A 20,389-nucleotide genomic window follows, 5' to 3' on the forward strand; every position below is an offset into this window, starting at 1 on the left:
AAAATCTCCGTCAGCTAGTGGCGGAGATTTTTTTGTTATTTAAGTCCTGATTCCGCCTAGTCGTGATTCACAGGTTTTTGCTGTTCGTTCATTAAATGAGCTACTGTACTGTCAGGAGTTATCGCAGACATTGCGATTTGTACCTTGTTTTTAAATCCGGAAATGACTTTGTCTTTTCCAGCCATCAGTGCCTCGTACCCGTCTTTGGCAACATCTGCGGGATCAGATAGCGCATCCTTATCCTGAACGGCTTTGCTATCATTCATATCAGCCTTATTGAAGAAATCTGTATCGGTCGCCCCCGGCATTAGCGCTGTTACCGTGATATTTTCATAATCTTTAAGTTCTTCCCTTATGGCTTCGGAAAATGAAAGCACGTAAGCTTTGGTGCCATGATACACTGCTTGCCACGGACCCGGAACTTTGCTGGCGATTGAAGCAAGATTTAAAATTTTGCCAGAATTCCGGAGCATCATATCTTGTAAAAAACATTTTGTAAGAATAGTGAGCGCCGCCACGTTCAAGTCGATAATGTTGAGTTCCCGGTTAATATCCGTATTCTTGAATTCTCCATAAACACCTTGTCCGGCGTTGTTTACAAGTATCTCTACTTCTATATCTCTTCTTTTTACTTCTTCATAAAGGGAGAAAACTTCATCACGATTAAAGAGATCGCGCACCATCGGGATAACATCAATCGAATCATTTGCCAGCTGGCCTGCTACCGCTGAGAGGTCAGCTTCATTTCTCCCGACGATAATTAAATTGTATTGATCTTTCGCGAACAGCTTCGCCAATTCCAGCCCTATACCACTCGTCGCGCCTGTTATCAACGCGTATTTTTGTGACGTTACCATATCAGATTTTTAATTTAAATTGTTGATGATTTCGCCTAATGTTAAAAATGTTATGCCTAAAGTGCCTGATCAAATCCGTACTAGGTTTAAGCCGGTGATTTGTTTGTTAATAATTCTGGTAACTCTGCCGTGGACGGGCAGGGCTGAAAATTCCTGGATAAGGATTAACCAGCTTGGTTATCAGCCAGCAAGTATAAAAGTTGCAGTCTGGGTAGGCAAAAGAGGTTCTGAACCTGCTTCAACATTCCAGGTTATTGATTGCAAAACCTTCAAGTCAGTTTTTACAGGAAAAAGCGGGAAAGACTTTGGAGAGTTTGGGCCTTTTTCAAAAGTAATCCGGCTTAATTTTAGCCAGTTGAAATCAGAAGGTGATTATTTTATCTCGTGCGGCAAAACAGTTTCGCCAGTTTTTCGAGTCAGTAAAGATGTCTATACCGGAGCAGCCGATTTTGGGCTTCGTTATATGCGCCAGCAGCGAAGTGGTTTCAATCCTTTTTTAAAAGATTCCTGCCATACAACTGATGGTTATACGATGTATGGCCCGATGCCTGATACTACCCGTATTGACGTGTCTGGCGGCTGGCATGATGCAACAGACTACCTGCAATATGCGACAACTTCGGCTAACGCTACTTATCATTTACTGGCCGCATACAGAGATTTTCCGGAAGTGTTTTCCGATAAACATCTCGCCAATGGTCTGGTTGGAGTCAATGGAACGGCTGATGTTCTTGACGAAGCGCGCTGGGGACTGGATTGGCTATTAAAAATGCATCCGAAAGAGGATTGGTTATTTAATCAGCTGGCGGATGATCGGGATCACGTTGGTTTCCGATTGCCGACAAAAGATTCTGCGGATTATGGTGTGGGGCCTGGCAAAGGCCGGCCTGTATATTTCGCATCGGGCGTGCCTCAGGGGCTAGGGAAATATAAGAATAAATCTGCCGGTGTTGCTTCAATTGCAGGAAAATTTGCCAGCGCCTTCGCTCTCGGATCCTCTCTATATACCAATTTAAATCCTCAGTTTTCTAAGTTATTGAATCAAAAATCACGATCGTCTTATCAGCTGGGCCTCAATAAACCAGGGGTCGCTCAGACTGCTCCAAACCGTAGTCCTTATTTCTATGAAGAAGACAACTGGTCGGATGATATGGAACTCGGGTCAGCAGCTTTGTTTCAGCTGACCGGTGAAAAGAAATATTTTGAGGAATCATTGAAGTTTAGTTCGCAGGAACCTGTGACACCATGGATGGGAACAGATACGGCCAGACATTATCAGTGGTATCCCTTCCATAATTTTGGGCATTATGAACTGGCAAAAAACTCCGACCCAAGGAATAAAGCAACGATGGCACTTTATTACAAAACGGGTATTCAAAAAGTGTGGGAAAAAGCTTCCAAGAATGGTTTTTATCAAGGGATTCCATTTATCTGGTGTTCCAATAATCTGACAACTTCTTTCGCTATTCAGTGTTATTTGTATCGTCAAATGACCGGTGATAACCAATTTCAGGAACTTGAACAAGCTTGTTTTGACTGGCTTTTCGGATGTAACCCATGGGGTAAATCGATGGTATACGGCTTGCCGGAAAAAGGCGATACTCCAAAATATCCGCATTCGTCGTTTTCGCTTTTATATCAGTATCCGCTTGATGGAGGACTTGTCGATGGTCCGGTTTATGGAAGCATTTTCAAAAATCTTAAAGGTCTTACTCTATCAGGGGAAGACAAGTATGCCGAATTCCAGTCTGATTACGTTGTCTATCACGACGATGCCGGGGATTATAGCACAAACGAGCCAACCATGGATGGGACTGCTTCTTTAATTTATCTGCTGGCTGCCAAGCAGCATCAGTCGGGCGATAAGAAATTAAAGAAAAAGCCTGTCAAAGTTTACGGTGGTATCATTCGCGGAGATCAGACGAGCAAAAAAATAGCACTGGTTTTTACAGGAGATGAGCATGCTGATGGAGGACATTACATTGCCGATGTACTTCACAAGGAAAAAATCAAAGCCTCTTTTTTTCTGACAGGAAATTTTTATCGAAATCAATCTTTTCAACCTGTTATAGCAAGATTGAAAAAAGAAGGGAATTATCTGGGCTCACATTCGGATAAACATCTTTTGTATTGCGACTGGGAGAAACGAGACAGTCTTCTGGTTACCAGGGAGCAGTTTCAAGCCGATATTTCTAACTCGTTCGAGGAATTGAAAAAGTTAAATATAGACAAGAAGCAAGCCAGCTATTTCCTGCCGCCTTATGAATGGTACAACGATTCGATCACGGATTGGACGAAGCAATCCGGATTGCAGCTGGTAAATTATTCACCCGGCACACGCAGCACCGCAGACTACACATATCCTGAACTTGGCGCACGTTATGCAACCAGTAAAACAATTTATAATTCGATCCTGAACCACGAAGAAGATAGCCATGATGGTCTCAACGGATTCATCTTGTTGTTACACATAGGCGTGGATCCAAGACGAAAAGATAAATTTTATAAATATCTGCCTGAATCAATTAATGAATTAAAAAAAAGAGGTTATCAATTTGTGAAAATTGATAACCTGCTTGATTGAAGAAATCTGAGTTTTAAAGTATGGCATCCATTTCGTAGCCCGAATTGAATTTGATACTTCAGGCCTTCCAATTTCACAATTTTTCTACATCGCTCAGGGAAATAAATGTGAGGAGAAATCCTTGTTCTTCCTTTCGGTGTCGGTGCAATGTCGCGAAGCTTTAGCGGCCTTCGTTGAAGAAAATAGCCAGGCCATCTTTTCCTGCAACAACGATATCCTTTTTGCCGCTGTTGCGAAGATCGGCTATTGAAAAATAAATTCCAGCTCCCTTGCCTTCCCCGTACGGGCCATAACTGATGAAATTTTTAGTGAAGGAATCGCCATTCCACTTAAAATAATAGAGACCGACCGGGTCATATTCTCCCGGATCGTTTCCATTATGTGCCCGGAATCTTTTGCCGGTAATCAGCTCATTTTCACCATCGTTATCAATGTCGGTCCATGCCATTGTATGGTATTGCGACTGAAAAGGATCGATGGCATGTTTGACAAAACTTATCGTTTTTCCGTTTCGTTTTTGTTCGTACCAATCCAGGCCATAAGTATGCCCTTGCCCAACAATAATATCGCTCAATCCATCTTTATTAACATCTGCGACGATAATAGGAACACTTGCGTCGCCTAATTTGAAGTCTGAGTGAAGCGTCCACGGTTTGTTTTTTCGATCTTCGGGAGCTTCCAGCCAGCCGTCAGCTACAACAAAATCTCCGCGACCGTCACCATTGATATCACCAAAACCAAGCCCGTGCCCATGTGTATCAGCGACCTTGGTCGGTATAAATTTTCCAGTCGCCTTTTTATTTTGATCACGAACCATCGTGTAATAAACCAACGGCAATTTTGGCGTGTTAGGAACAATTTCCTCGAAACCGTCTCCATCGATGTCCCATGCCCGCGTTGTTTCTATATTCCCTGTTTCAAATAACTCATGTTCCGTCCACTCCCCGTTCGTTCCCGGATTTTCCCGCCAAAGCAATTTTTTATTAAACCATCCGCCGGTGACATAATCCATCTTGCCATCGCCGTTCACATCATAAGGGACGGTCGAAAAGTCATCAAAATATTCACTAACTCGTTTTATCTGGCCGATTAAATGTCGTTTTTGGTATAGCGGGCCTTCATACCAGTAACTTCCCGAAACTATATCCGGCACTTTATCTCCATTCACATCAAAAACACCGGCAGATTCAGCGCTTTCTGAAGCTATCATTTGTTTTCTGAAAGTGAGTTGTTTTAACGTCTGGGCAGGGAGCACTTGTGTGATGGTTAATCCTAAAAATAACAGTATGTATTTCTTCATCGTATTTATTTTAAATCGTTTCAGAGTTACAACTAAAAGCGAAATTTTATTATAAATACTTGAAATAAAACCACGGATAAGCCTGTGTTCTTTAATGATTTACAAAGATTGACAGAATTCAAGAAGTTTTACCAGATCAGTTTCTTTCAAAAAATCGGTCTCGTTTTCTTTTAAATATGCCGTGATGTCCTTACGTTTTTCAGGAAAAAGTTTCAGGAAATTTGCTCTGTTCGGAAGGGCGAATCTCAGATTCTGATCGATCAGGTAGTAATCAGATTTTCGTCGCAGGATTAATTTGTCGTTAGATTGGAGCTGCTGTAGTTCGCCGTTTCTGTTGGAGAAATTTGAAAAACTTGAAACCGCAGCCGTACCGGAATATTCGTTATATCCCGCATATTTTTCATTTCCCATGATCAGAAGCATTTGCTGCTTCCCCAACTTTATCTTACCATAATTCCCAATTTTTTGAATATGTCCATGGCTTCGATCGAAATAGAACGTGTCAGACTGAATGATAATCTTACTTATAAAGTCATTGTCTCCAAGTAATAATGTGTCTTTGGCCGGGCTGATGAACTGGATTTCCCGGTGAAAAAGGCTGTAATTCAATGGTGATTTTGAAATATTTCCATTTCGGAAAAAGACTTTTCCTTCCTTAAATTCTTCATACAGATATCTGTCACGCATCGGAACGGTTTTCCGGATATCAGATCCATTTTTTACACGAATCGTTTTATCCGTGTTCTGGGCATTAAGATTGGTGTAAATACAAATCAGTATACAGAAAATGGAGAAAATTTTTATCATGGCGTTGTATCTTAAAGGGAAGCTTAATTTACAATAAATACAATTATTAGTCTAAAAAATTGTATTTAAAGTTTGTCTCACATTTGATCATATACTGTTTATGGATTGTATTATCCTCCTCGCTCAGGGTATGAATTAGTTTGGTATAGCATGTCGATACATATAAATATTTTAATATGGAAATTTAATTATTGTTTAATCAAAATACGATTAAACAATACGATTTTGATCTAATAAAATAGCATATTTGTGATAATATCGATATTTTCTACTTGAATAATAGTAGTATTTTATAGGTTACTTACAAAGCGTTTTATTGTAATAATTAAATTCTACTATCCAAACAAAATCGATCTTCTACTCCTTGATTTATGTTTTAGAATGACCTTTGTGCAGTAAAATTTAAAGCGGCTCTGGGCGCTTCACACAAAAATTTAATAATGCACAAATTATCTACTTCCATTATCCCGCTATTGCTTTTTGCTTTACTCGCAACGCTGAAATCTTATGCAGAGGGTACCAAGGAAATATCACCAAAATCATCCAGCATTTCGGCGCTTTTGTTAATGCCGGATAGAAATACGGGTTCGTACAAAGGCGCATCGGATGATAACCGTATACGGTTTAATATCGCCAATATCGGCGAGAAATTTTACTATGGATTTAACTGGCAGGAGTACGGCTCTTCCTCTAACGTGGGCACCAATATGTATATCCGGATTTACGCGCCAAATGGAGATCTGGCAGCGGGCCCGATACAATTACCTAATTCAGGAGACGGATATATATCTTCTTACACCCGTGCTGTCAATGGCCCTAACTTGGGAAGTGCAACAAATGGTTATGACGCGAAGGTCTTCATTCCGACGACTACCGGAGAACATTATATCGAAATCTATAGAAGTTCGGATAAGGGAAAAACGCAGGTTGCAGCAGCAGAGAACAATGATTCCAGAAGTAAGTCGCCATATTTTGATTTTACTGTGGCCACGACTTCTGGTGAGAGAAAGCCCGGCAGAGTGTTTTGTAAAAAGTGGGGGCTGGTAGCTGTCAACTCCAAATTTGAGCCGGATGCTGATGCTTCTGCGTCGCCAATCATCTATTCATATTCAACCGATGAGACAATTTTAAAGGTTACCTTTCAGGATGGTTTCAAGCCAATCGCGTATGATATTGCATTGAATGACTACGGCGTTGTAAATAAGGGAAACTGGATCGAAGATCGAAAATCGATCAATTCGCCGGATTCACCTGAACTTGTTGGTGGGTATAAACTTTTTCTCAACAGCCCTGAACGATCACTGTATCCGGTAACGCCTATAACGTCGGCAGCACAATTTGCTTCTTTACCGGTTACGGGTTGTGGCGGTGGATATGTTTTACATTTTGTAATGCCTGCCGCAGGCGATGCGCGTTTGCAGCTAGACTTAAACGGGAAAGCAGGTTTTGATGAAGGAACCAGCGACAGAATTATCGAAGTGCCGAATGCTAAGTTTGGCGACAACGCTGTTGCCTGGGACGGAAAAGACGGCTTGGGCAATGTTGTCAAATCGGGGACTAAAATGTCGATCAGTGCTGTATACCAGCGTGGACGATTTAACATTCCGATCTATGACGCTGAGATTAATGCAAATGGTTTTAATATTGAAACGATAGCACCGATCAGTCTTCCAAATAACAGGTTATACTGGGATGATAGTGCGTTAAAAAATGTAGGAACTGGAAACTGCAACACGAGCAACGCGCAAAACAATTTTACGGGTGCCGGTTTAAACCGGACACTTCTTGGTTCGCTTTCGCCTGCACATGCATGGAACGGCGATGGCAATTTGAAGTTAACGCTGCCCGCTCCGTCTGTGGGTAATAATGATGAGAATGGTTTTCAGTGTGACGATTTCGGGAATGTGCGTGTGATTAATTCCTGGGGATGGGCACTGCAATCTTCATCTTCGTCCACCACGCTGACTTTTGGCTGTTTTACAATCGGTGGAAATGTTTTTCATGATGCGAATGGTTTGAAAAATAATCTTGTAAATCAGACAGAAACTGGTTCAGGAACAAACGTTTCTGGTGCTTTGAACGCTATTCTGGTGGGTACAGATGGTAAGGTTGTGGCTACAGTTCCTGTAAATGCGAATGGAAGTTATTCCTTCAATAATGTTATTGGTTACACTTTTAACGTGATACTGAGCACAACTGCCGGCGTTGTTGGGCAGCTTGCTCCAGGCCCGTCTTTGCCGTCAGGCTGGGCAAATGCGGGAGAACAAATTGGCATTACCACGGGCGAGGGAGTTGACAAGGTCACGGATGGCAATATAGAAATCACTGTTACGGGTAATATCACAAATATAAATTTTGGAATTCAACAGCCACCCGTGGCAGACCCCAAAACGTACTTTGCAGATAATAGTTTGTTCTTCTCTAATCCGGAAGGTTTTCCATCAATTCCAGGATATCAGGCCGTTGCGGCTTCTGCTTTGGATGGTGGTTATCCTACAAAAGGCTCTTTATCAGGAAGCGATATTGAAGATTGTGCAAAAGCCGGGAGCTGCAATGCGTCAAAATCATTCACTATTGAAACCTTAAAGACAAACACAAAGGTTTATTATGATTATGGTTCAGGCCCGGTTGAAATTACTGCCGGAACATCAATTCCTGATTTTGACGTAACCAAGTTGTATATATACGGACAAACAGGATCGGGTGCTGGTGGCAATCCATTCGGATTCACTTATTCGATGACGGACGAAGCAGGATTAAAGAGTCAGGCAACTACCTACGATATTAGTACAAACGGACCTTTGCCGGTCACGCTCATATCTTTTGAAGTGAAATCTGCCGAACAAACTGCTCAGCTTTACTGGGCTACCAGCGAAGAAACGAATAGTGATCGATTTGAAGTTCAACGCAGTATGGACGGTAAAACCTGGTCTGCTATCGGGGAAGTTGACGCGGTAGGGGAAAGCAAAGTTAATCGCGAATATTCCTATACCGACAAAATGCCTGGGAGGGGAGAAAATCTCTACCGTCTGAAAATGATTGACCTTGATGGAACATTTGCTTACAGCCGAATTAATAAAGCAAATTTTGAATTTGGATTTGAAACAGCTATTTATCCAAATCCGGTGAGCGAACAATTACATTTAAAAGTATCAGATTGGTCGCAGGTAAAAAGTATTGAAATCTTTGACCTTAAAGGGAACAAAGTATATTTTTCAGGAACAACGGTATCTGACACAGTAAATGTTCAAAATTTGAATCCGGGGGTATACTTGGTTCAAATTACATTGAAAGATGCTGCAATAGAAAAGCATAAGATCATTCACATAAGATAACCAATCCTTAGGTATCTTGTCAACAGCTTCTCAATTTGGGGAGCTGTTTCTATTTTTTGGCCAGTTATTTCGCCTTTTGATAGCTGTCGGCTTGAGATCGTCCGACTGGAAAATCGCTGACTATTTAAAAGGTTCAATGAAATACGGCGATCGGCACTTACAACATGGAATTTCTATGTGGCATCTAGAGCCGGGAATTTGTATAGGGCAAGTCAGAGCAGTTTTGAGGAGATCAAACAAATAACTATCTTTTTCATGAAAACCGCCTTTTTTATATTTGCAAATTCCTTTTTCTAAATTCCTAAGAATGAAAAAATCAGTTTTAGTTTTTCTTTGTTTATTAAGTTTCTCGTTGAACATTTCAGCACAAACGAAGGAACGCCCGAATATTATCTTTATATTTTCTGATGATCACGCTTATCAGGCGATCGGGGCATATGGAAACAAACTCGCCAAGACTCCGAACATTGACAGGATTGCGAGAGAGGGGGCTTTGTTGAAAAATAATCTTGTCACAAATTCTATTTGCGGGCCGAGCCGTGCGACATTGTTAACCGGAAAATACAGCCATATCAATGGTTACAGAAATAACGACCGGACTAAATTTGATATTACCCAGCAGCTGTTTCCGGATTTGTTGCAAAAAGGCGGATATCAGACCGCATGGATCGGAAAGCTGCATTTAAATAGTCTTCCAACTGGATTTGATTATTGGAATATTCTGCCGGGGCAAGGGATTTACTACAACCCGCAGTTTATTACAGCGCCCAATGATACGATCAGAAAACAGGGATATGTGGCTGATATTATCACAGAAAGTTCTTTGGACTGGATCAACAAACGGGATGAGAAAAAACCCTTTTTTCTTGTGGTAGGGCAGAAATCTGTTCACCGCGAATGGCATCCGGATTTGCAGGATTTAGGTGCTTACGATGATATAGATTTTCCACTGCCGGAAACATTTTATGATGATTATGCGGGCAGAGCGGCAGCGAAAGATCAGGATATGAGCATTGAGAAAACGATGCGATTGAATGAGGATCTGAAAGTGCATCTGGATTATGACAAAGTGCCGGGTTACAAATTTTTCCCGGATGAAAAGAAAAAAATTTTTAAGGATTACTACGATAAGATCACCAAAGAATTTGATAATAAAAAACTAACCGGAAAAGCGCTTACCGAGTGGAAATATCAACGTTATATCAAAGATTATCTGGCAACCGCAAACGGTCTTGATCGCAACATCGGGAAAATTTTAGATTATCTGGACAAAACGGGATTATCAAAAAATACCGTAGTGATCTATGCGTCGGACCAGGGATTTTATATGGGAGAACATGGCTGGTTTGACAAACGTTTTATTTATGAAGAATCGTTGAAAACGCCGTTTGTAATTCGGTATCCGGGTGTGGTCAAACCAGGGACGACGGTAGACAAATTGATTTCAAATATAGACTGGGCACCGACCGTGCTGGATCTGGCGGGCGCGCAAATCCCGGCGGAAATTCAGGGGAAATCATTCCTGCCATTGCTGGATAAAAATGCCAGAGCAAATACTTCATGGCGCGATGCTGCTTATTATCATTATTACGAATTTCCTGAACCACACCACGTTTACCCGCATTTTGGAGTAAGGACGAAGCGGTACAAGCTGGTCAGATTTTATGGCGGGATCGATACCTGGGAATTATTCGATCTCGAAAAAGATCCGCGTGAACTTAAAAATGTATATGCAGATAAATCAAATGCAGCGATTGTGAAAAGTCTTAAGGCACAGCTTAAAACACTTATTGTTCAGTACAAAGACGACGAAGCATTGAAAACTTTTAACGACGGGAAGTAGTTTTGTTGCGACTTACAATTCTTTCTTGAAATAAATACAAAAGGATCCGGTCATAATGGCCGGATCCTTTTCTGTGTTGTAGTGGTACTAATTCCTTGTGAAGATCTGATTTGAGCTGTGCAAAAAAACTGGTTGCCCGTGATTCTTAAACTTCATTGATATGGCTTATAATTAGCACTTGCCGGATAAGGAAGGCGTTTCCCTGATTTGATAGAGATATTTTCTTCCCTGGGCTATTTTCTCTGCAAAACCAAGTTCGACGAGCCAGTTAAGAGAATTATAAACGGAAGCAATGCTGATATCCAGACGTTTCTCTTTTATTTGAATCCACAGCGTTTCTGCGGTAACTTCGTTTTTGTGCGTTTTTAAATACTTTGCAACAAGTAGTTTTTTATGAGCTGTTCTAAGATTATTATCAGTGAAGTAATGTGTGATTTGATCTTCAATATTCATAATAACTAAATTTAATTCATTGATGTATAGCAACCTGACCTGTAAACATTTGGAAAATTATAATACAATCAAATCCAATATCAGTCGGTTTGAAGACCTGCGATCGATTAATCAACTGATTTTAAAAAGCGGGTAACAGGCTAACCCTGAGTCTGAAGAGAAATTTTTGCCTTCTTCTCCTTTTTCGGTTTGCCCCATTTACTTCGTCCCCACCAGACATAGGCGCCTGTCAAAGGCAAAGTAGCGCAGATAAGGCTGGCGATGAAATAAAGTATTTTGGTGGTGATGCCTCCGATGGCACCCACATGTATGGCGTAATTTGCTCTCCGGATCCAGTCTGCCAGGTTTAATTTATCGATATGAACCTGAGTAGAAGGTAGTTCAGCGAGCGTGTACTGGTCCAGATTGACGTATCGCCACGATCCGTTATACATATCTGTGCAAAGCTCGATAGGTTCAGATGGTTTGTTGGGAAACGACACGATGATGGCATCTTTATTTAAGGTGCCGATTTGTGTGATACCGCGCTGAAACGCAATATCGACATTGCGCATGCCGATGTCCGGGACTATTTTGGTCGTATCAGAGCTTGCGTTGATGTAAGGTGCGGGAGAATTACCACCCGAAGTGAGCCAGTAAATACTTTTAGAAATCCAGGCAAACCCCATGGTAAGGCCTGTTATTGTGATGACAAGCGCGACAATCAGAGAATAAAAGCCAAGAACGTTATGGAGATCATAATTGATTCTTTTGAATTTTGCGCTCCATTTAATTTTAAAACTTTTATCCCGGTTCGATTTATTCCATTTTTTTGGCCACCATAATACTAGTCCGGAAATAAGAAGGACAAAAAAAATCAGTGTTGCATACTCGACAATTTCTGCACCAATGTTCAATTCTCCGCGTTTTGCTTCAACCCAAAGCGCAGTATGGCCATCGAGAATAAAATGGAAAAAATCCTCTTCATTGACAATTCCAACAATGGAAGCATTATAGGGATTTACGTAAATCGCCGAATCTGAATTCATGCTTAGTTTGGCAGTTTTGCCATGCCCGTAATACCATATCCCGGATATTTCTTTTCCAGGAAATGCAGGAGCAACCTTTTCTTTAATGACCGAAGGAAGCAAATAAGGGGCATTTTCAGGCCTTTCTGCATGCAACCAGGGTTGGGTGAGCGATTTAAATTCCTGCTCAAAGACTAATATACAGCCAGTTAGGGCAACGATAAAAACAATGATACCGGATGCAAGCCCCAGCCATAAATGTAGCCAGGCGTTTATTTTTTTCAATATTGTCATGGAGCAGCTGATTTTCAACCTGTCTGCCTTACCGGACAGACAGGTTGTTTCTTTATTGCTTTAAGCTTATCTCATTTTGTCCAGACGAAGGACCCAGTCATATCCGCCAACCAGTTCTAATCCTGTTTTTACTGTTTGGGCCGCGATATCATAGATGTACACATAGTCTTTGCCGGTTTCAGCATTCGTGATCATGAAAACTTTTCCATCTTCCACAATGATATTCTGGATATAGGCATCACCGTCAGCGGGAATTTCAGTCAGTTTTCTCGTGATTTTTCCAGTTTCAAGATCCATTACAGCAAATGCATAAATGTGGGTCGAGCCTGTGATAGCCGGATCGATGTATTTAAGAATTGCTTTTGTTCCACCAATATACCACAAACCAACACCCTCGTAACCTAATGTAGACTGATTTACAGTGTAACTTGCGTCCAATTCCGTTGTTCCTTTTTTGATTCTGTAAATGGCTGATTTTCTTCCTGATATGCTGCTCCATTCTACATTTGTTGAGAAATATGTATTTCCGCTTTCGTCAACAAACGAAGATGATAACCACAATTTATTTGTTCCTGGTCCGGCAGAAGTAGTGCTTTCTAGCGTTTTCTCATATTTCAATGTTGCATAATCTACCACACCGATATAAGTTTTGTTCTGCCATGGATTAGGCCAGTCGCCGTTGTATCCAAATTGGAAAAATACTTTCCCGTTTGTAAACTCAATGTTGCCAAGATTGAAGTAATTATACCCCGTAGGAATTGACGGTGCATCCAAAACTCCATTAGTCATTTTCAGCGTTTCGATATCTACAACCGAGTAATGCACCTTATTTTGATCGCCGTTTGTGCCGATAAGGAAAAGCGTATTGTCATTGATCCAGGTAAATCCTGAAACGTCGGCCATATGCGTGTATGGAACCTCCAGAACTGTGTTGTAAAGTTCTTTTTCGTATTTGAACTTAGAAAAACGTCCGCTAGTGGTGTTGTAGTAGTAGTAATAACCTCCTTTTGTAATAATTCCATAAGCCGACTTGCCAGTTACTTCTGCGCCATGGCCTGTAAGGTTAACAGAGCCTTCGGTCAGAGAGTTAGTTCCCAAAACATACTGTGTCGTATTCGGCCAGCTACCGATTTGAAGCCAAACGGTATATTTTTCCTGTGTTTCCTCCACCGGAGTCACAGTTTCGTCGTTATCGTCACTGCCAGAGCAGGAATTCATTATAGAAACAATTGCCACCGCAATCAGAAAAGTGTAGAGTCTGAAATTTTTAAACATGGTTGTATTATGGATAATTATATATGATAGTTAAAATAAAGATGTTCGGGCTATCGTAAGAAATACCGCAGTTTTACAGAAAATGCACGTCCGGGCTTTTGCAAACGAAAGTTGTCAAATGCGAGATTGTTTGTGAAATTCCTGCATTCAATCGAAACATTGTAGCGCCCGTTGTTCCATGAATTTGATACGGAAGCATTATGTATATATTGATCCGGAATGGTACTTTTTCCAGCTTTGTTTCCATAAGCCTCCCAGGTCAGATAAAACCAGTGGACATACTGTGTGCTGAGATTGAGCTGCATTCTGGATGCTTTCCCGAGGATATTATTTTTCCCAATACTAAAATCACCGTTTGCGAAAAGCCATGGCTGATTTGGTATTTTATTTAGATAAGTAGCTTCCGGAGTTCCACTGGTTGTTCCTACCGGATACTTGGTATTGTTGATCGCGTTTTGATAACTTACATTGGCGTTGAAATACAGAAGATCGCCGTAGTTGTATTTTAAATCTCCTTCAAGCCCGGTGACTTTTACCTTCGAGGTGTTTTCGTAACGGCTCACACTAGCATTTGACTTGTAAACCACTGCGTAGATGAAGTCGTTAGCATTGCGGTAAAACCAGGAACCTTCAACAAATAATTTATGCTTGTCAATAGTGATGCCATAATAAGCGCCAATGTTCAGATTCTGGCTTGATTCCGGTTTAAGATCAAGATTTGCGATCACAGTATAGCCATTGCCAAACATTTCGCCGACTTCCTGCAAACGATATGCTTTTTCAAAAGACGCTTTCACGCCCAGATCTGGCAGGATTCTAAAACGGCTTGCAATTCCATAGCCAGTATACGTCTGCGAGTCGTTTGCTTTTGAATATTCACCGGAAGCCGTGACCAGTCTTGATTGCTGAATGTTGATATTATACAACTTGCCAAAAAGCGTATTGGTTAACCGGTCATTTAAAAGATTTTGCTGGTAAGCTCCGCCAACAATATTTTTGGCAAGAATTCCCGGAATGTCGGCCCGGTCGGTGATCAGCTCGTCATAACTTTCATTTTTAAGATGATCAAAGGTGTAGTTTAAATTGAAAGAATGGATTTTTGATAAAGTATATCCAAGATTTGCACGTACAAAAGTTCTCGGGCGATTAATATTAGTAACGGCTTTCGATCCGTTTATTTCGGCCAGACTTGTTTTAACGCGCGATCCATCCCAATAATATTTGTAGCTGGATGTATCTGTAACAACATAATTATCGACCGATCTTGATGCAAAAACATTAGCATTTAAGCCTTTAACAAACAGATTGTCTTTGCGATAACGCGCTGAAGCATTATAAGCGTGGCCATTTTTCGTGACAGCCCCATATACAACATCCTGTCTCGTACCGGTTTGGATATCCTGTTCAGTACCGGAATAAGAAAGGCCTACGAAAAATACGTCAGCCCATTTTTTATTAACTACACCGAGCTCAATCTGCCCCATCGCCGATTGGTACTGGTCGTGAAAACGTCTGAAATCTTTATTTACATATTTGTACTGCGCCTCATCCCAGATCTCCATACCACGCATGATATAGTTGTTATCGGAATAATTTGCAAATGCACTTGCTTTGATAATCAGTCCATTTGCTGTGCTATATTGTCCGTTTAAGGCGAGGCGGTGTGTATTGAAAGACCCGACACTATAACTTGCGTCCAGATAATTATTTACATTTTGGTTAGTGACAATATTTACGGCACCGCCAAGCGCATCAGATCCCAGACTGACCGGTACAACACCTTTATAAACTTCCATCCGTTCAGCAAGGTTTACCGGAATATTATTCAGCGACATCGTGCTTCCCATCAATTCAAGAGGTACGCCGTCGATAAAAAATTTCACAGCTTTTCCTGAAAGTCCGTTGATGGAAAAGTTGAAGTCAGACCCCATTCCGCCTTCTTCACGGACCCGGACTCCGGCAGTTTTGTTCAATACCTGGTTCAGATCCGCTGTTGTATTAGCGAACCTTTTCGTTTCAATTGCATTAACTGTGAAGGCCTGTTCTTTAATTTCCTGCGTTTCGTTTTTGCCATGAACCGTAAGTTCATCCATATTCTGGGTATCGCTTTTCAGTAAAAAGTCGATCGTATGGCCCTGACCTTTTCTTATATTCACCGTTTTTGTCTGAGTGATCTGTCCGACAGAAGAAACGGTAAGTGTGTAAGTTCCCGTTTTCGAAACATTTAATTTATAAAAACCTTCTACATCTGTTACAGAACCAATGGAAGTGCCTTTAATAATAACGTTTACGCCAGGAAGTGAACCGCCGTCTTCGGATTGTATCGTTCCCGAAATCGTTATCGATGTCTGCGACCAGGCTGCCGAGCCCGCCACGACCAAACCTGTAAAAAAAAGAGTAAGTAAAAACCTGCCTGGATACATTGGATTAAGTGATAAATATGCATTATGCAAGGATGGCCTGGAAAACGGTCTCACCTTTTCTGTTGAGAAGTAGCACAATTGAAGCTTTCCCGAAGGTGCCCCCTGAGAAAATTTTATTTTTTTTAAAGACCGGATGATTAGTCATAAAGTCTCGCTTGTTTAACCCTAAATACAAATAACTGCCTGACCCGGAATCTTGAATCCGAATCAGGCAGTTATGTTTTTATCAGCAGTATTTAAAACCTATCTATTAAGGGATGTCGTCATACAGTTTCTCGATCCTGAGAATATAATCGATATCATCTTTAACTTGTAACCCTTTGGTCAACGTTTCATCCTTCGGGTTATATATCCAGATATAATTTCCGCTTTCCGAATTAATTGATAAATAAACGATTCCATTTTCAAGCAGGACGCATTGACGCGAAGTGCCCTTATCCAAAGGAAGGTCAAGTTTTTTTGAAGTTTTTTTAGCCAGATCCAGTACATAAAATTCAATGTGAGGAACTTTGTAATGATCTTCGAAGCCTGTAAACAAGTCTTTTCTTTCGCTGCGTAGGATCGCCTTCCCGTTGCCGATATCCCAAAGACCATAGCCATGATTTTTTATCGATTCAGAAATGTTCCAGTAAAAGGTACTATCCAGCTTGTCTTCATCTTTTTTAATTCTGTACAGCGAAGTAGGTTTTTCTGGCCTGTTGCCAAGAGCAATTCCCGGACAAGCCAGAAAATAAAAATCTCCGTTCTGATCTGTAAACGTATTAGGCTGCGCTGTATTTGCGCCACCCGGATAAGCAGACCGGGCGTCCTTTATTGTTTTGATCACTTTCAGGCCGGGGTAAGTTAGGACATCTACGTAAACAGTGTCGGCCGTGGTAAAATCTCGGGCAGTAATTGCGTGATAGGTGTAACCTAGGAAAAATTTGTCTTTTCGAAGCATTGAAAAGCCTACCGACATAGAATTAAATGGAGACTTTGGCAGTGCTACGGGAATATTTCCTGTTTCTGCTTTCATCGTTTTCACGTTCACACGCGCATACTCAAGCCTGGAAAGCTTTCGATCAAACGATACTAAAAATAGTGAATCAGGATGAACCCATTGATAATTATCAAAATAACTCATTTCGGTGAGAAAAACAGAATCAACCGGGGTATAGCGGTTATTTTGAACTGCATATTTTAAAAAATAATTGGTTTTTCTTTCCAGCCGGTAATAGAATCCATCCCGCACGATCAGGTCATACCAGATTTGTTTGGGATATGTACGCACACCGTTTTTTACAGGATCGAGTTTTCCGGAAGATAAATCGTTTACCTGGCTTATGTGTTCCTTGTAGTCGTCAGCCATCGTGTAAATACTATACTTATGACGTTCGTCTGACCGTTTTTCAGAACAGCCGAAAAGAAAAATTAAACCTGGAAGAATTATGAGTTTTAACGTAATCAGGTTGCCTCGGGCATGCATCGTATTTAAGAGATTTCAAATATTAAACTGATCCATAATCTGCCGTTTAACCATCGGCGGAAGGCCCATCAGTAGTTTTTCGTCCATTACAATTAATTCGTTGTCCTTCTTGTTTCCAAAATTAAGTGCAATGTAAGTTTCACCTTTTTTAAAATTCATCTTCCCGGTATTTGACTTCGTGTTGTCGCAAACGTCATTGAATGACAGCAAAATATCCTTTTTAGGGCTAATCAGTATCGCTCCGCAGAAATCGATCAGGCCGCTTTCGGAGTTAATGCTGGCATTGCTTTCCGGAGCTAAGGAAATAGTATAATCTGACGAATGAATTTCTTTATTGGTTGAGACAGGAATATTTGCCGAGCTTAAAACAGCTTTTTTGTTGTGCGGTTTAAATTCAAAAATGGAAACTGTCAGCAAAATTACGATGCTTGCGGCAGCTGCAAAATAGAGCCAGCCCTGACGGGAGTTGACGATCTTATGATTGGCAGAAGGCAACGAGGAAGAGATCTCATCCCACATTTCAGCTTTAACCTTTTCTTTATTCAGATTTTCCGGCAGCGCAGTTTCAAATTCAGAATCATCGTCAAGAAGCCAATTTTCAACCATAGCAGACTCTTCCGGGGAGCATTTTCCCGAATGGTATTTTTCAATAAGCTCTTTACTAACCTCCATGAAAGCCCCTTTTTAATATCCAGAAGTACTTTTCAGTAAAAGTAGCATATCTGATCGTTTTACGAAGCCGTCACGAAAGAAAATCAACAGGAATATTCAGTAAGGTTGGATTTTAGCGAAGTTACCGCTTTGGAAATATGGTATTCCACAGCTCTCTCGGAGATGAGAAGATCTGAGGCGATTTCTCTGTTGGAGAGTCCTTGTTCCCGGCTCATTTTGAAAACCCGGCGGCACTGGGAAGGAAGATTTTCAATTAGTGCGGTGATGCGTTCCGAAAGAGTGCTGACCATCACTTCATTTTCAGTATAGTTTAAGGAAACAGATTGGCTGGCAATGATATTCTCAAGATGCTGCTCTCTGATTTTTTTATTTCTGATATATTCAAAAACCTTGAATTTGGCGGAACGAACCAGATATCTCTCGACAGACTGATTAATTTCCAGCTCTTCTTTCCGCTCCCAAAGTGATTTGAAAATTTCCTGAACCATCCCTTTGGCCGCTTCCGACTCTCCAAGATTGGAGTAACAAACGGAAAAGACTTTTTCCCAATACAGATTGTAGATTTCCTTGAAGGAATTCTCGTCAATTCTGAATGTGATTTTGTCGGACTGAATGTTATTCATAAGCATTGGAAGTCATAAACAGACTAGCGGTTTACAAATATAGATTGTTATTTATATCTAGTCCAAATAATTGTTTGATATTTTTGAAAAGATTAAAATCTGATTGGTGATTTATGTCTTATGGTTTCAAGATATATTAAGGTCACTGCCTTTCACGCCATGGATCGGTCGGTATGCGCGATTGGATAATAAAATCACCAGAAAATTTGCGTAGTTAAATGGCTACACATATATTAGTAGTCAAATAGCTACACAATGATATTAAGACGAGATGTATTTCAGGCAATAGCAGATCCGACCAGGAGAGCGATACTGATACTGGTCGCTTCACAATCGATGACAGCGGGGGCGATCGCCGCTAATTTTGATACGGCCAGACCGACCGTATCAAAACATTTACAGATACTTACGGAGTGTGAATTGCTGCTGCAACAGCAAAACGGGCGTGAGGTTTACTATGAAATAAATGCAAAAAAGATGAAAGAAGTGGCCGACTTTATAGAACCGTTCCGGAATATGTGGGACGACAGGTTCAATAAACTTGAGGCCATCATGAAAAATTATAAACCTGAAAAATAAAATAATATGGAGCGAAAAACCAAAGTTGAGGCCGAGAATGGTAAGCAGGAAATTATAATCACCAGAGCATTCGAACTGCCTGTGGAATTGCTTTTTAAAGCCTATTCAGAGCCGGAAATTGTGGAGCAATGGATGGGAACGAAGGTGCTGAAACTTGAAAGCCGGAAACATGGCAGTTATCAATTCGAAACTTCGGATCCGAACGGCAACGTGATGTTCAGGGCTAATGGTGCTATTCATGAATTTATTCCGGATCAGAAAATTACGCGGACTTTTGAGATGGAGAATACGCCTTTTGCTGTTCAACTTGAATTTTTAGAGTTTGAAAAGCTAACGGAGAATACCAGCAGGCTTGTCATGCAGATTGTCTACAAATCGGTTGAATTACGAGACCAAATGCTGAAAATGCCTTTTGCACAAGGATTGAACATGGCGCATAACCGTTTGCAGGAAGTTGGGGATCAGTTAAAATAGTAAAACCATGTCAAAAAGGAATAAAATTATTTATTGGGTTGCGACCCTTTGGCTCGCTTTGGGCATGGCCTCAACCGGCATTGTCCAGCTGATCAAATTGGATGAGGAAGTAACTATGATGACCCGACTGGGTTATCCGCTCTATTTTCTGCCGATTATAGGAGTTTGGAAAATACTTGGTGTGATCGCAGTTTTGCTTCCCGGGTTTCCGTTGGTAAAGGAATGGGCATATGCAGGTTTCTTTTTTGCTATGTCTAGTGCCATCCTTTCTCATTTTGCAGTCGGAGATGGCGGCAAGGAGTTTTTTGGACCGGTATTATTATTATTTTTAACAGTGATATCCTGGTACTATCGGCCTTTGGATAGAAAGTTCATTTCTGTTAATCCATAATAATTGA

Annotated in this window: 16 protein-coding genes; 6 read left to right on the plus strand and 10 right to left on the minus strand. The window is 41.0% G+C overall.

All coding sequences use genetic code 11. The features are described from left to right. Window positions 1-56 precede the first annotated feature (56 nt). Window positions 57-857, minus strand: coding sequence for an SDR family NAD(P)-dependent oxidoreductase (locus BMY70_RS19230; protein ID WP_090337926.1), 801 nt, complete (start codon window positions 855-857; stop codon window positions 57-59). Window positions 858-909: 52 nt separating this feature from the next. Here BMY70_RS19230 and BMY70_RS19235 point away from each other — a divergent pair, with 52 nt between their 5' ends. Continuing rightward, complete coding sequence (locus BMY70_RS19235) at window positions 910-3,441, plus strand: bifunctional glycoside hydrolase family 9 protein/polysaccharide deacetylase (RefSeq protein ID WP_177197076.1); 2,532 nt, start codon at window positions 910-912, stop codon at window positions 3,439-3,441. Window positions 3,442-3,601: 160 nt separating this feature from the next. Here the strand turns inward: BMY70_RS19235 and BMY70_RS19240 are convergent, their stop codons facing one another. Together BMY70_RS19240 and BMY70_RS19245 are read right to left on the minus strand one after the other, a co-directional pair. Beyond that, window positions 3,602-4,741: an FG-GAP repeat domain-containing protein gene (locus BMY70_RS19240; RefSeq protein ID WP_090337927.1), complete on the minus strand. Its 1,140-nt coding sequence runs from the start codon at window positions 4,739-4,741 to the stop codon at window positions 3,602-3,604. 99 nt (window positions 4,742-4,840) lie between these two features. Continuing rightward, the gene (locus BMY70_RS19245; RefSeq protein ID WP_090337928.1) at window positions 4,841-5,548 is read right to left on the minus strand and encodes a hypothetical protein; all 708 of its coding nucleotides are present in this window, start codon (window positions 5,546-5,548) and stop codon (window positions 4,841-4,843) included. Between the two features lie 440 nt (window positions 5,549-5,988). On the opposite strand from BMY70_RS19245, the gene BMY70_RS19250 reads away from it, so the two are divergent. Continuing rightward, window positions 5,989-8,883, plus strand: coding sequence for a T9SS type A sorting domain-containing protein (locus BMY70_RS19250; protein WP_090337929.1), 2,895 nt, complete (start codon window positions 5,989-5,991; stop codon window positions 8,881-8,883). 307 nt (window positions 8,884-9,190) lie between these two features. Continuing rightward, a complete protein-coding gene (locus tag BMY70_RS19255) occupies window positions 9,191-10,726 on the plus strand; it encodes a sulfatase family protein (RefSeq protein ID WP_090337930.1) in 1,536 nt (511 codons plus the stop codon). A 171-nt stretch (window positions 10,727-10,897) separates the two neighbouring features. Here BMY70_RS19255 and BMY70_RS19260 read toward each other — a convergent pair whose 3' ends face one another. The 7 genes from BMY70_RS19260 to BMY70_RS19290 all read right to left on the minus strand — a co-directional run bounded on the left by BMY70_RS19260 (window position 10,898) and on the right by BMY70_RS19290 (window position 18,938). After that, window positions 10,898-11,179: a transcriptional repressor gene (locus BMY70_RS19260; RefSeq protein WP_090337931.1), complete on the minus strand. Its 282-nt coding sequence runs from the start codon at window positions 11,177-11,179 to the stop codon at window positions 10,898-10,900. A gap of 140 nt (window positions 11,180-11,319) precedes the next feature. Then, a complete protein-coding gene (locus BMY70_RS19265) occupies window positions 11,320-12,480 on the minus strand; it encodes a PepSY-associated TM helix domain-containing protein (RefSeq protein WP_090337932.1) in 1,161 nt (386 codons plus the stop codon). Window positions 12,481-12,546: 66 nt separating this feature from the next. Further along, window positions 12,547-13,698: a DUF4374 domain-containing protein gene (locus tag BMY70_RS19270; RefSeq protein ID WP_218148652.1), complete on the minus strand. Its 1,152-nt coding sequence runs from the start codon at window positions 13,696-13,698 to the stop codon at window positions 12,547-12,549. A gap of 107 nt (window positions 13,699-13,805) precedes the next feature. Further along, window positions 13,806-16,178 carry a TonB-dependent receptor gene (locus tag BMY70_RS19275; RefSeq protein ID WP_090337934.1) on the minus strand — a complete coding sequence of 791 codons (2,373 nt, stop codon included), beginning with the start codon at window positions 16,176-16,178 and terminating at the stop codon, window positions 13,806-13,808. Window positions 16,179-16,428: 250 nt separating this feature from the next. Further along, on the minus strand, window positions 16,429-17,643 hold the full coding sequence (locus BMY70_RS19280; RefSeq protein WP_090337935.1) for a DUF4374 domain-containing protein: 1,215 nt from the start codon (window positions 17,641-17,643) through the stop codon (window positions 16,429-16,431). 15 nt (window positions 17,644-17,658) lie between these two features. Continuing rightward, a complete protein-coding gene (locus BMY70_RS19285) occupies window positions 17,659-18,315 on the minus strand; it encodes a hypothetical protein (RefSeq protein ID WP_090337936.1) in 657 nt (218 codons plus the stop codon). 83 nt (window positions 18,316-18,398) lie between these two features. After that, window positions 18,399-18,938, minus strand: coding sequence for an RNA polymerase sigma-70 factor (locus BMY70_RS19290; protein ID WP_090338315.1), 540 nt, complete (start codon window positions 18,936-18,938; stop codon window positions 18,399-18,401). A 255-nt stretch (window positions 18,939-19,193) separates the two neighbouring features. Here BMY70_RS19290 and BMY70_RS19295 point away from each other — a divergent pair, with 255 nt between their 5' ends. From BMY70_RS19295 to BMY70_RS19305, 3 genes are read left to right on the plus strand one after another with little or no spacing between them, the layout of a single operon-like run. Then, entirely contained in the window at window positions 19,194-19,517 is a 324-nt protein-coding gene (locus BMY70_RS19295) for an ArsR/SmtB family transcription factor (RefSeq protein WP_090337937.1), read from the plus strand. 6 nt (window positions 19,518-19,523) lie between these two features. Continuing rightward, entirely contained in the window at window positions 19,524-19,991 is a 468-nt protein-coding gene (locus tag BMY70_RS19300; RefSeq protein ID WP_090337938.1) for an SRPBCC family protein, read from the plus strand. Between the two features lie 7 nt (window positions 19,992-19,998). Then, window positions 19,999-20,382 carry a DoxX family protein gene (locus tag BMY70_RS19305; protein ID WP_090337939.1) on the plus strand — a complete coding sequence of 128 codons (384 nt, stop codon included), beginning with the start codon at window positions 19,999-20,001 and terminating at the stop codon, window positions 20,380-20,382. The last annotated feature ends 7 nt before the right edge of the window (window positions 20,383-20,389 follow it).

This window comes from Dyadobacter koreensis (assembly GCF_900108855.1).
GTDB classification, from domain to species: domain Bacteria; phylum Bacteroidota; class Bacteroidia; order Cytophagales; family Spirosomataceae; genus Dyadobacter; species Dyadobacter koreensis.

Bases quoted from the DNA above. Each gene is read 5' to 3' on its own strand.
- BMY70_RS19260 (WP_090337931.1), bottom strand. From the start codon at position 11,179: ATGAATATTGAAGATCAAATCACACATTACTTCACTGATAATAATCTT.
- BMY70_RS19245 (WP_090337928.1), bottom strand. From the start codon at position 5,548: ATGATAAAAATTTTCTCCATTTTCTGTATACTGATTTGTATTTACACC.
- BMY70_RS19275 (WP_090337934.1), bottom strand. From the start codon at position 16,178: ATGTATCCAGGCAGGTTTTTACTTACTCTTTTTTTTACAGGTTTGGTC.
- BMY70_RS19250 (WP_090337929.1), top strand. From the start codon at position 5,989: ATGCACAAATTATCTACTTCCATTATCCCGCTATTGCTTTTTGCTTTA.
- BMY70_RS19240 (WP_090337927.1), bottom strand. From the start codon at position 4,741: ATGAAGAAATACATACTGTTATTTTTAGGATTAACCATCACACAAGTG.
- BMY70_RS19280 (WP_090337935.1), bottom strand. From the start codon at position 17,643: ATGCATGCCCGAGGCAACCTGATTACGTTAAAACTCATAATTCTTCCA.
- BMY70_RS19270 (WP_218148652.1), bottom strand. From the start codon at position 13,698: ATGAATTCCTGCTCTGGCAGTGACGATAACGACGAAACTGTGACTCCG.
- BMY70_RS19305 (WP_090337939.1), top strand. From the start codon at position 19,999: ATGTCAAAAAGGAATAAAATTATTTATTGGGTTGCGACCCTTTGGCTC.
- BMY70_RS19255 (WP_090337930.1), top strand. From the start codon at position 9,191: ATGAAAAAATCAGTTTTAGTTTTTCTTTGTTTATTAAGTTTCTCGTTG.
- BMY70_RS19230 (WP_090337926.1), bottom strand. From the start codon at position 857: ATGGTAACGTCACAAAAATACGCGTTGATAACAGGCGCGACGAGTGGT.
- BMY70_RS19265 (WP_090337932.1), bottom strand. From the start codon at position 12,480: ATGACAATATTGAAAAAAATAAACGCCTGGCTACATTTATGGCTGGGG.
- BMY70_RS19300 (WP_090337938.1), top strand. From the start codon at position 19,524: ATGGAGCGAAAAACCAAAGTTGAGGCCGAGAATGGTAAGCAGGAAATT.
- BMY70_RS19235 (WP_177197076.1), top strand. From the start codon at position 910: ATGCCTAAAGTGCCTGATCAAATCCGTACTAGGTTTAAGCCGGTGATT.
- BMY70_RS19295 (WP_090337937.1), top strand. From the start codon at position 19,194: ATGATATTAAGACGAGATGTATTTCAGGCAATAGCAGATCCGACCAGG.
- BMY70_RS19285 (WP_090337936.1), bottom strand. From the start codon at position 18,315: ATGGAGGTTAGTAAAGAGCTTATTGAAAAATACCATTCGGGAAAATGC.
- BMY70_RS19290 (WP_090338315.1), bottom strand. From the start codon at position 18,938: ATGAATAACATTCAGTCCGACAAAATCACATTCAGAATTGACGAGAAT.